The sequence below is a fragment of the Cellulosimicrobium cellulans genome, assembly GCF_006539945.1.
In the GTDB taxonomy this organism is placed as follows: domain Bacteria; phylum Actinomycetota; class Actinomycetes; order Actinomycetales; family Cellulomonadaceae; genus Cellulosimicrobium; species Cellulosimicrobium cellulans.
In genome coordinates, this window is sequence record NZ_BJNZ01000026.1 from 51820 (window position 1) to 63360 (window position 11541).

An 11541-nucleotide genomic window follows, 5' to 3' on the forward strand; every position below is an offset into this window, starting at 1 on the left:
GTCGAGGTCGCCGGGCCCCTACTGCGTCCCCTCGGCCGCCACGCGGCGCAGGCGCTCGACGAGCGCCGGGTCGCCCTCGACGGTCAGGCCGGCAGCCGTCCCACGGCCCCACAGCCACAGGTCCAGGGCCCACGCGGGACCGGCCACCTGCGTCGTGGTCGAGCCGGGCAGGTCGACGAGCTGCGCGACGTCGAGGTCGTACGCGGTGCCCGACTCCGGGCCCGTCCCCGTGAAGCGCCCGAACGCGAGCTCCCAGCTCCGGGGCCTCTCCCCGAACCCGTCCACGACCACCGACACCGTCGCGCCGTCGGGCGTGAACACGCCCCAGCCGGGCACGCCGTCGACCATGACCGACAGCACCTCGTCGACGCCGTCCGCCGCGACGACCGGGTCGGCGGGCGTCACGTCCCGACCGGCCGTGAGCTCCGCGTCCGCGCGGTGGATCAGCGCCTCGTGCGCCTGTCGGCGCAGGACCCAGCCGACGTGGCGGCCCTCCTCGTGCCACGACCAGCAGGGCTCCTCGGGGTCCCGGCCGGTGAGCGCGGCGACGAGCCGGCTCGTCGAGCGCTGGAGCAGCGCGGGCAGCTCGGCGTCCGACGACGGGCGGGCGAGCGGGTCGACGTCGTCGCCGTCGAGCCCCCGCCCGGGCGCAGGCCCGACGACGCGCGCCCAGAAGTCCTGCACCTCCGCGAGGTGGTAGAGCAGGTCCGCTCCCGTCCACTCGGGGCACGACGGCACGCGCGCGTCCGGGAGCGCGCTCCGCACGGCGTCGCCGAACAGCTCGCTGTCCCGTGCGAGGGAGGCCAGGGCGTCCATCCGAGCACGGTAGACCCGTTCGGCGCACCACGGCCTGCGATGCCGCTCACGTCCGTCCCGGGACCTAGGGCCCGGCGGACGGTGCCGCGTGCACGCCTACGATGGGTCCATGCCCGACCCCGCCGCAGACCAGCTCGAGCACGCCGTCCGGCAGGCCCTCTCCGCGGTCCTCGACCCGGAGATCCGCCGCCCCGTCACGGACCTCGGCATGATCCGCTCGGTCGCGGTCGCGCCCGGTGCGCCGGGCGCGGTCGTGACGGTGGGCGTGGACCTCACGGTCGCGACGTGCCCCATGCGCGACACCCTGTCGCGCGACGTCGACGCGGCCGTCCGCGCGGTCGACGGCGTGGCGGACGTGCGCGTCGAGCTGGGCGTCATGAGCGCGGAGCAGCGCGCGGAGCTGCGCACGATGCTGCGCGGCGGCGTGGGCGAGCCCGAGATCCCGTTCGCGAAGCCGGAGTCGCTGACGCGGGTCTACGCGATCGCGTCGGGCAAGGGCGGGGTGGGCAAGTCGTCCGTCACGGCGAACCTCGCGGTCGCGCTCGCGGCCCAGGGTCTCGAGGTCGGCGTCGTCGACGCGGACATCTACGGGTTCTCCATCCCGCGCATGCTGGGCGTCGACCGGCAGCCCACGCGCGTCGACAACATGCTGCTGCCGCCGATCGCGCACGGCGTGAAGGTCGTCTCGATCGGCATGTTCGTCCCGCCCGGCCAGCCGGTCGTGTGGCGCGGACCGATGCTGCACCGCGCCCTCCAGCAGTTCCTCGCGGACGTCTTCTGGGGCGATCTCGACGTGCTGCTCCTCGACCTGCCGCCCGGGACGGGCGACATCGCGATCTCCGTGGCGCAGCTCCTGCCGGGCAGCGAGATCGTCGTGGTCACGACACCGCAGGTCGCGGCCGCCGAGGTCGCGGAGCGCGCGGGCTCGGTCGCCACGCAGACGCAGCAGGGCGTCGTGGGCGTCGTCGAGAACATGTCGTGGCTCGAGCAGCCGGACGGGTCGCGGCTGGAGGTCTTCGGGTCCGGCGGCGGCGAGCGCGTCGCCGCGAACCTGTCGCGCGCCACGGGCACCACCGTCCCGCTCCTCGGCCAGGTCCCCCTCGACGTGTCGCTGCGCGAGGCCGGCGACGGCGGTACCCCGGTGGTCCTCGCCGACCCCGGTTCGCCCGCGGCCGTCGCGCTGCACGACGTCGCCCTCGGCCTCGCGCGCCGGCCGCGCGGTCTCGCGGGCCGCTCGCTCGGCGTCACGGTGGTCTGACCGAGGCCGGTCGGACCGGGCCCGCGGGTCGTCGACGTAGGGCCACCGGGCCTCCACCGCCCCATGGGGTGCCCTGCCTTCTCCCAGTGCGCCTCCGCCCGTTACCGGACAGTGACCCCACGGTGGAGAGATCACGACAGAACTCCGCCCCAGGGATGACGACGCCCGCACACCCCGCCCCCTAGCCTCGGGCTGGGCGTCCACCCGCCCGCCGCGCAGCGCCCGCTCGCCGTCCGCCACCGTCGCCCCAGGAGCCCGCACGTGGGTATCACCCGCCGGTTCGTCTTCCCCGCCCTCCGCATCGTCATCTGGGGGGTCATCGCCACCGCGCTCGCCGTGATCGCCTTCCGTTCCGCTCCCGAACCGCCCGCCGACCCGGCCGCCCCCTCCGCCGAGCTCGTCGAGCCCCGCGTGGCCGTGACCACCGGCGACGTCACGAACACCGTGACCCTGACCGGGCAGATCGTCGCCGACCCGGCGGCCCCGCAGAAGGTCACCCAGCGGGGCGTCGTGACGGCCGTGCACGCCACGCCCGGCGACGTCGTCGAGGCCGGGGCGCCGCTCCTCGAGGTGACCCTCGAGGAGCCCCGCGAGCCCCTGACCGAGACCGACCCGGAGACCGGCGAGGTCACGGTCACCGAGCGCCGGCCGAAGGTGACGAGGGAGACCGTCAAGTCCACCACCGCCGGCACGATCGCCACGTTCACGGCCCTGAAGGACCAGGAGGTCGCGGTCGGGGAGGACTTCGCGTCGGTCTCCCCCGGCACGCTCTCCGTCACGGGCAGCATGGTCGCCGAGCAGCAGTTCCGCCTGCTCCAGATCCCGACCGAGGCGACCGTCACCGTCACCGGTGGGCCCGCCCCGTTCACCTGCACCAACCTCCGCCTGGGCACGGCCGCCGCTCCCGCCGGGGCGCCCGAGGAGGGCGCGACCGACCCCGCCGCGGGCGCGACCTCGGCGAGCGTCACGTGCGCCGTCCCGGGCGACGTCACCGTCTTCGCCGGGCTCGCGGCCGAGCTCGAGATCACCGCGGGCTCGGTCGAGGGCGCCCTCGTCGTCCCCGTGACCGCGGTCCTGGGCCGGGTCGAGCAGGGCAAGGTGTGGGTCGTCGGCGCGGACGGCGAGCCCGAGGAGCGCGCCGTCACGCTCGGCCTCACGGACGGCAGCGTCGTGCAGGTCACCGAGGGGCTCGCCGAGGGCGACGAGGTCCTCGAGTTCGTGCCCGGCCAGGACGTCGTACCTGTCATGGACGGCATGACGGGCGTCGACGACAGCGGAGAGGCCGGCTACTGATGAGCCTGCTGGAGCTCGGCGGGGTCGCCCGCTCGGTGCTGCTGCCCGACGACCGGGAGCTCGAGATCCTGCGCGGCATCGACCTCACGGTCGCCGCGGGCGAGCACGTCTCGATCGTCGGCCGCTCGGGCACCGGCAAGTCCACCCTCCTCAACATCCTCGGGCTCCTCGACACCCCGACGGGCGGGGAGTACCTGCTCGACGGCGTCCCCATCGGCCGGCTCTCCGGCCGCGCCCGGGCGCGGCGCCGCGGCACGGACTTCGGGTTCGTGTTCCAGCAGTTCAACCTGCTCCAGGGCCGCACGGCGCTCGAGAACGTCGTCGCACCGCTGCTGTACGCGCGCGGACGGCAGTTCTGGCAGCGCCGGACGCTCGCCGCGGAGATGCTCGAACGGGTCGGCCTCGGCGACCGCCTCGACACGCGCCCGGAGAAGCTCTCGGGCGGGGAGCAGCAGCGCGTCGCCATCGCCCGCGCGCTCGTGCGCGTGCCGCGCGTGATCCTCGCGGACGAGCCGACCGGCGCGCTCGACGTCGACACCGGCAGCGAGGTCATGGACCTGCTGGACACCATCGCGCGCGAGAACGGGTCGGCGCTCATCGCCATCACGCACGACCTCGCCGTCGCGTCGCGCGCGGCCCGGCAGTTCCGTCTCGCCGACGGCGTGCTCGCACCGATCGCCATCAGTGCGCGCAGCGCGGGGTCGCTCGCCGCGCTCGAGGCGACGAGCGGGGACGGCGCGCGCCCGGGCACCGGCGGCGTCGGGCCCTCCGGTCCGGGCGCGCACGACGACACCGCGCCGCACGCGCTCGAGGCCGGCGACGACCAGGCGGAGCACGTCGCCCGCCCGCTGGTCGCCTCGCACGGCGCGCCCCCGCGGACGGGGGACGCCGCGTGACCGGGGTCGTCGGCGCGGTCCTCGAGGCGTGGGACGAGCTCCGCGTCCACAAGGTGCGCGTCCTGCTCGCACTCGTCGGCGTCGCCGTCGCGGTCTGCGCGATCACCGCGATCTCCGCGGCCGGCGAGATGCTGCGCCAGGTCTCCGCCGAGCAGAACGACCGGTGGAACGGGCGCGCCGCGACGCTCCAGGTGTCGGCGTGGCCGACGGGCGAGGGCGGGAGCGTCATGCCCGCTCCCGAGGAGTACGAGCGCGTGTTCGACGAGGTCGTCGAGCGCTACGCGATCGGCTACTCGTCGATGCTGCGCGACGCGCCCGCACCCGTCCGCTTCCCCGACGGCACGCGCGAGGTCTACACGACCGGCGTCGAGGCCGACTGGGCCACGATGCACCGCTTCGAGGTGACGTCGGGCCGGTGGTTCACGGATGCCGACGCCGACCGCCTCGCCCCCGCTCTCGTCGTCAACCAGGCGTTCCTCGACGCGCTCGGCGGCGTGACCGTCGCGGAGCACCCGACCGTGACGATCGGGGGCGACAACCCGGTGGTCGCGACCGTCGTCGGGGCGTTCCCCGACGACTGGCCGCAGGCCGAGCCGCAGGCCTACGTCCTCGTGGACGCCCAGTCGGCCTGGGTCACGCCCGAGTCGCTCGAGATGACCGGCCCTCCGCGACTCGAGCTGTGGGTCCCCGACGACCTCGCCGACGGGCTCGTCGAGGCGATCCAGCGCGACGTCGCCGGGGCGCTCGGCGGCACGCAGGCCGACGTCTTCCGGTCGGACTCGGCGGGCTACGCCGTCGTCGACGGCGCCATCCGCTGGGTCGTGCTCGGCGTCAGCGTGATCGCGCTCCTGCTCGGCGGGCTCGGGCTCGTCAACATCGCGCTCGTCACCGTGCGGTACCGCATCCGCGAGATCGGGATCCGCCGGAGCTTCGGCGCGAGCTCAGGACGCGTCTTCTTCTCCGTGATGATGGAGAGCGTCGTCGCGACGACCGTCGCAGGCGTGCTGGGCGTGACCGTCGCGGTCGTCGCTCTCCACAACGTCCCGCTCGACGCACTCATGGGCTCGGCCGTCCAGGACGCCCCCGGCTTCCCGTTCTCCGCCGCGGTGACGGGCATGCTCGCCGCCGTCGGGATCGGAGCGCTCGCGGGTCTCCTCCCGGCGCTCGTCGCCGTCCGGGTCAAGGTGATCGACGCGATCCGCTACTGACCCGGGCGGCCGGTCCGGCCTGTCGGGCCGGCCGCCCGGCCGCGATGTTCGGTCATGTTCGATCGTGTTGGATTTCTCGGCGATGTGGACAATACTGTTCGCATGCTCGCCTCACAGCGCCAGGAGCGCATCCTCGCGGAGATCCGGGATCACGGCGCGGTCCGCATCGGCGACCTGACCCGGGAGCTCGGGGTGTCGGACATGACGATCCGGCGCGACCTCGTCGAGCTCGCCGACCAGGGCCTGGTCCGCAAGGTCCACGGGGGCGCCGTCGCCCCGCACACCACCGCGCACGAGCCGGGCTTCGCCGCCAAGAGCTCGCGCGAGGCCGCGGAGAAGGAGGCCATCGCGACGGCCGCCGCTCGCCTCATCACCGCGAACGCGTCGGTCGCGCTGAGCGCCGGCACGACGACCCACCTGCTCGCCGCCCGCATCGCCGCGGACCCCGCGCTGCGCCCCCTGACGGTCGTCACGAACTCCCTCCCGGTCGCCGAGATCCTGCACCGGGCGAACGACCCGCGCCTGGAGACGATCCTCACGGGCGGCAGCCGCACCCCGTCCGACGCGCTCGTCGGCCCGCTCGCGGAGGCCGCGCTCGCGGGCCTGCGCGTCGACCTCGCGTTCGTCGGGGCGCACGGCGTGGACCCGGAGATCGGGCTCACGACCCCGAACCTGGACGAGGCCGCGACCAATCGCGCGCTCATCGAGTCCGCGGGCCGCACCGTCGTCCTCGCCGACCACACGAAGTGGCACACGACAGGGCTGCGCGTCTTCGCGACGTTCGCGGACGTGGACGTCCTCGTCACCGACGCCGGGCTCGCCGAGGGCGAGCGCGGCCGGGTCCAGGACCTCGTCGAGCAGCTCGTCGTCGCCTGACGGCGGACCGCAGCCGCCGCCTCCCCACCGCACCGCGATCGGAACACCGCACGCATGAACCCGCACCTGCGCCGCACCTCGACCCGCCTCGCCGACGGACGCGAGCTCGTCTACTTCGACGACTCGCCCGCGTACGTCTCGGGTGAGCGCTCACGTCGGCTCGACGACCCCCGTCCGCTGCCCGACCGGTTCGCCCCGGTCCCCGGCCCCGACGGGACGCCGCAGCCGTACGTCGGGCCGGAGATGCGCCGCGACCCGCTCACGGGTGACTGGGTGCCCCTCGCCGCCCACCGGATGAACCGCACGTTCCTCCCGGCGGCGGACTCGTGCCCGCTGTGCCCCGCGCGTCCCGGAGCCGCCTACTCGGACGGCGAGGTCCCCGACACCGACTACGACGTCGTCGTCTTCGAGAACCGCTTCCCGTCGCTCCAGCACGTCCCCGGCGTCGCCGACGCCGTCGTCGAGGACAGGCCGCTCCAGCTCCACGCCCCCGCCGCGGGCCGGTGCGAGGTCGTGTGCTTCTCGAGCGACCACCACACCTCGTTCGGCGCGCTCTCGCCGCAGCGCGTGCGCACGATCATCGACGCGTGGGCCGACCGTACCGCCGCGCTCGGGGCAGAGCCCGGGGTCGAGCAGGTCTTCTGCTTCGAGAACCGGGGCCAGGAGATCGGCGTCACGCTGCACCACCCGCACGGGCAGATCTACGGCTACCCGTACGTCACGCCGCGCACCCGCGCGCTGCTCGACGAGGCGCGCGAGCACCACCGCCGCACGGGCCGCAACCTGCTGCGCGACGTCCTCGACGCCGAGCTCGCCGACGGGCGTCGCGTCGTGCTCGAGACCGAGCACTGGGTCGCGTACGTGCCGTTCGCGGCGCGCTGGCCCGTCGAGGTCCACCTCGCGCCGCGGCGCGATGTGCCCGACCTCCCGGCGCTCACCGACGCCGAGCGCGACGACCTCGCCACCGCCTACCTCGAGCTCCTGCGCCGCCTCGACCGGTTCTTCGAGACGGCCGACGGCGCCCCCATCCCGCTCCCCTACATCGCGGCATGGCACCAGGCCCCGGCGCACGAGGGCCGATCCGTCGCGGACGGCGGGACGGACGACGTGACGCTCGCGCGTCTCCACCTCCAGGTCTTCTCCGTCCTGCGCGCGCCGGGCAAGCTCAAGTACCTCGCCGGGTCGGAGTCGGGCATGGGCGCGTGGATCAGCGACACGACCCCCGAGCGGATCGCGGCACGGCTCCAGGAGCTCGCCCCGTCGAGCGCCGCGCGCGGGTGGGTCCGTTCGTGGTCCGACGACGACGGCGCGGCCCGGGCCCGCGCGGTCCTCGACGCCGCGTTCGGGGAGGGGCGCGGCGCGGGGTCCGGCGACGAGGGTGACGACGACCTCCAGGGCGAGGTCCACGTCTGGGCGGCGCCCGGTCGCGTCAACCTCATCGGCGAGCACACCGACTACAACGCGGGCCTGTGCCTGCCGATCGCGCTCCCCCACCGCACGTACGTCGCGCTGCGCCCGCGCCCGGACTCGGTCGTCCGGCTCGCGTCGGCCCAGGCGCCGGGCGAGACGTGGACCACGTCGCTGGAGGACGTCGCCCCGGGCACGGTCTCCGGGTGGGGGTCGTACGTCGCCGGCGTCGCGTGGGCACTGCGCGAGCACCTCGTCGCGCAGGGCGCCGACCCGGGCGCCGTCACGGGCTTCGACGCGGCGGTCGACTCGAGCGTCCCGTTCGGGGCCGGGCTCTCCTCGTCGGCCGCTCTCGAGTGCGCGGTCGCGGTCGCGCTCGACGACGTCGCCGGGCTGGGCCTGGCCTCGACCGACGCCGGCCGCGCCGCTCTGGCCTCCGCGAGCGTCCGTGCCGAGAACGAGATCGCGGGCGCCCCGACCGGCGGGATGGACCAGTCCGCGTCGCTGCGCGCGCACGCGGGGCACGCGCTGCTCCTCGACTGCCGTCCCGGCCTCGACCCCGTCGAGTCGGCCGAGCAGGTGCCGTTCGACCTGGACGCCGCGGGGCTGGCCCTGCTCGTCGTCGACACGCGCGCCGAGCACCGGCTCGTCGACGGCCAGTACGCGGCGCGGCGCGCCACGTGCGAGGACGCCGCGCGGACGCTCGGGCTGAGCTCCCTGCGCGAGCTCGCGGACAGCGTCGCCACGAGCGGCGACCCCGCCGGGGCGCTCGCCGTCGCCCTGGAGAAGCTGCCCGACGACGTCGCGCGCCGCCGCGTGCGTCATGTCGTCACGGAGATCGGCCGCGTGCGGGACCTCGTCGCTCTCCTGCGCGACGGGCGCCCCGACGCCGTCGGACCGCTCATGAACGCGTCGCACGCGTCGCTGCGCGACGACTACGAGGTCTCGAGCGTCGAGCTCGACGTCGCCGTGGACGCCGCGCGCGTCGCCGGCGCGCTCGGCGCGCGCATGACCGGCGGCGGGTTCGGCGGCTCCGCGATCGCGCTCGTCCGCGCCGACCAGGTCGAGGCCGTCGCCGACGCCGTCCGCTCGGCGTTCGAGCGCGAGGGCCTCGGCGCCCCCGGCTTCCTCCTCGCGGCCCCGTCCGCACCGGCGGAACGCGTCGCCTGACGCGCGCACGACCTCACACGCCGCCGAACACGACATGAGGGTCGCTATGTGGCACATGACGCCCCTCATGTCGTGTTCGGCGGGAGCGGAAGGTCTCAGACGTCGTACGTGACGACGAGGGGGGCGTGGTCGCTCCAGCGCTCGTCGTGCGTCGGCGCGCGGTCGACCTCGACCTTGACGGCGCGCTCCGCGAGCGACGGCGTGGCGAGCTGGTAGTCGATGCGCCAGCCCGAGTCGTTGTCGAACGCGCGCCCGCGCCACGACCACCACGTGAACGGGCCGGGGCCCTCGCCGCCGTGGACGCGACCGAGGTCCACGAGGCCGACCTGGTCGAGCCAGACGTCGACGTACGCGCGTTCCTCCGGGAGGAAGCCGGCGCTCTTCAGGTTGCCCTTCCAGTTCTTGATGTCGACGTTGTGGTGGGCGATGTTGAGGTCGCCGGCGAGCAGGACCTTCTCCCCCGTGGCCGCGAGCTCGCGCAGGCGTGCCGTGACCTTCTCGAGGTAGGCGTACTTCGCGACCATCGTCTCCGGCTGGCTCACGGTGCCGGAGTGGATGTACGCGGAGATGACGGTGACTCGGCCGCCGTCGGGCAGCTCGAGGTCCGCCTCGACCCAGCGGCCCGTGTCGACGGGCGGCTCCGGCTCGCCGGCGCCCAGCCCGACGCGCACGGCGGAGACGGGCAGCCGCGAGGCGACGGCGACGCCCGCCCGGCCCTTGACGTCGCACGCCTGGTGCGCGACGTGCCACCCGTCGAGGAGGTCGTTCACGACCGAGTCGGGGGCGCGGACCTCCTGGAGCAGCAGGACGTCGGGCGTGCGGGACGCGATCCAGGCGTCCATCCCGCGACGGTACGCGGCGCGGATCCCGTTGACGTTGGCGGTGGCGATGGTGAGCAAGTGGGCTCGTCCTCCCTCGATGGCGGTCGCGCGCGGCCGCCAGACGGTCGCGGCACGCCGGCCATCCCATCACACGCCACCGACAGGGCGGGTCCCCGGCGTCACGCGGGCGGCGTGGCCTCGCTCACGCTCACGAGGGCGGCGCGCGTGGGCCGGAACGCGCCGGCGAGCACTGCGGAGACCGCCGCGAGCACGGCAAGGACGACGAACCCGACCCGGAGCTGATGAGCGGTCGCGAAGACGCCGGTGAGCACGCCCCCGAGCACCGCTCCCGCGTAGGTGAACACGTTGAGGCGCGCGACCGCGCGGTCCGTGACCGTCGCGACGATCCCGGCCGACGGCTCCGCCGATCCCGTTCCCCTTCCCGCCGCCACCGTCTCGCGGGCGCGGTCCCCGATCGCGGAGAACGCGAGGGGCGCGACGACGCCGAGCCCGAGCCCGGTCGCGGCCAGCCCGAGCACCGCGACGGGCCAGGCGGGCGCCGCCGCCGCCGCGACGAACCCGAGAGCCCCGAGCGTCCCTCCCAGCCGCACGACCCGCACCCGGCCGAGACGCTCGACGAGACCGTCCCCCACGAGCCGAGACACGATGAGCGCCGCCTGGTACGCCGCGTACCCCAGCGGCGCGGCGGCCGCGCTCGCCGCGAGGACGTCGCGCAGGAACGTCGCGCTCCAGCTCGACACCGCGGAGTCCGCGACGGGGAACGCGAGCATGCCCGCGCCGAGCAGCGCGATCGTGCCGGCCGCGACCCACGTCGCGGTCCCGAGCGGCGCCGTGCCGCGACCGTCGCCCGCCACCCCGACCGCCGCCCCGACCCCCACCGTGTCCGCCTCGGCCGACCGCTCCGTGCCCGGAGTCCCGCCCGGGGCCACGACACCCGGGACGGTCGTGCCGCCGTCGGGCAGCCGCAGCGCGAGCCAGACGGCGCCCGCGGCCACGAGCAGCGCCACGAGCGGGAGCGCGACCGGCTGGCCGAGCCCGACGAGCGCGCTGCCCGAGACGGCGAGCGCGCCGAGCACGCCTCCGGCGGCGTTGGCTGCGAAGAACGACGCGAGCAGGCTGCGGCCGTGCGCGCGCTCGACGTCGATCCCCAGCATGTTCATCGCCGCGTCGACCGCGCCGAGCGCGAGCCCGTACAGCCCGATCGCGACGAAGAAGACGGGCCAGGACGGCGCGAGCCCGACGCCCGCGACCGCGAGCGCCGCGAGGAGCAGGCCGCCCACGACCACGGCGCGCGCGCCACGGAGCGCCGCCACGACGCCGGACAGCGCGCTGCCCAGCCCGGCGAGGACGCACACGCCCAGCACGACGAGCGTGACGACGTCGTCGCCCATGCCGAGCCGTTCCTTGTACCCGGGGATGCTCGTGAGCACCACGGCGAACCCGAAGCCCTGCACGGCGTACGCCGCCGTCGTCGCGATGCGCGCCCTCGTCACTCGCGCAGACTAGCGCCTGCGCGTCGCCCCGGGAACGTCGCAGGGCGCGGCCGTGGTTCCCCACGACCGCGCCCTGGGACGAGGTCAGGCGGAGGCGCGCTCCGCCGCGTCGACGACGTTCGCGAGGAGCATCGCGCGCGTCATGGGCCCGACCCCGCCGGGGTTCGGCGAGATCCAGCCCGCGACCTCGGCGACGTCCGGCGCGGCGTCTCCGACGACTCGGCTCTTGCCCGTCTCGGGGTCGGCCTCGCGCGAGACGCCGACGTCGATGACGACGGCGCC

8 protein-coding genes and 3 pseudogenes are annotated in these 11541 nt (G+C 75.4%); 7 read left to right on the top strand and 4 right to left on the bottom strand.

The genetic code is table 11. The annotated features are described in order from the left end of the window. Positions 1–18 precede the first annotated feature (18 nt). Entirely contained in the window at positions 19–816 is a 798-nt protein-coding gene (locus CCE02nite_RS16395; protein ID WP_141390691.1) for a maleylpyruvate isomerase N-terminal domain-containing protein, read from the bottom strand. 109 nt (positions 817–925) lie between these two features. Between CCE02nite_RS16395 and CCE02nite_RS16400 the strand changes: the two genes are divergently transcribed. The 7 genes and pseudogenes from CCE02nite_RS16400 to galK all read left to right on the top strand — a co-directional run. Next, positions 926–2074: an Mrp/NBP35 family ATP-binding protein gene (locus tag CCE02nite_RS16400; RefSeq protein WP_141390692.1), complete on the top strand. Its 1149-nt coding sequence runs from the start codon at positions 926–928 to the stop codon at positions 2072–2074. Positions 2075–2335: 261 nt separating this feature from the next. Beyond that, on the top strand, positions 2336–3367 hold the full coding sequence (locus CCE02nite_RS16405) for an efflux RND transporter periplasmic adaptor subunit (RefSeq protein WP_141390693.1): 1032 nt from the start codon (positions 2336–2338) through the stop codon (positions 3365–3367). Beyond that, positions 3367–4263, top strand: coding sequence for an ABC transporter ATP-binding protein (locus CCE02nite_RS16410; protein WP_141390694.1), 897 nt, complete (start codon positions 3367–3369; stop codon positions 4261–4263). The genes CCE02nite_RS16405 and CCE02nite_RS16410 overlap by 1 nt, the downstream gene beginning before the upstream one ends. Beyond that, positions 4260–5471, top strand: coding sequence for an ABC transporter permease (locus CCE02nite_RS16415; RefSeq protein WP_141390695.1), 1212 nt, complete (start codon positions 4260–4262; stop codon positions 5469–5471). The genes CCE02nite_RS16410 and CCE02nite_RS16415 overlap by 4 nt, the downstream gene beginning before the upstream one ends. 102 nt (positions 5472–5573) lie before the next feature. Continuing rightward, positions 5574–6347, top strand: coding sequence for a DeoR/GlpR family DNA-binding transcription regulator (locus CCE02nite_RS16420; RefSeq protein WP_141390696.1), 774 nt, complete (start codon positions 5574–5576; stop codon positions 6345–6347). A 54-nt stretch (positions 6348–6401) separates the two neighbouring features. Then, a pseudogene (gene galT, locus CCE02nite_RS21075) lies at positions 6402–7604 on the top strand (galactose-1-phosphate uridylyltransferase); the annotation flags it as partial. 159 nt (positions 7605–7763) lie between these two features. Further along, positions 7764–8924, top strand: a pseudogene (gene galK / locus CCE02nite_RS21080) (galactokinase); the annotation flags it as partial. A gap of 95 nt (positions 8925–9019) precedes the next feature. On the opposite strand, the gene CCE02nite_RS16430 reads toward galK, so the two are convergent. From CCE02nite_RS16430 to CCE02nite_RS16440, 3 genes and pseudogenes are all read right to left on the bottom strand, one after another. Continuing rightward, positions 9020–9823, bottom strand: coding sequence for an exodeoxyribonuclease III (locus CCE02nite_RS16430; RefSeq protein WP_141390697.1), 804 nt, complete (start codon positions 9821–9823; stop codon positions 9020–9022). A 101-nt stretch (positions 9824–9924) separates the two neighbouring features. Further along, a complete protein-coding gene (locus CCE02nite_RS16435) occupies positions 9925–11259 on the bottom strand; it encodes an MFS transporter (RefSeq protein WP_141390698.1) in 1335 nt (444 codons plus the stop codon). Between the two features lie 84 nt (positions 11260–11343). After that, positions 11344–11541, bottom strand: a pseudogene (locus tag CCE02nite_RS16440) (bifunctional methylenetetrahydrofolate dehydrogenase/methenyltetrahydrofolate cyclohydrolase); the annotation flags it as partial.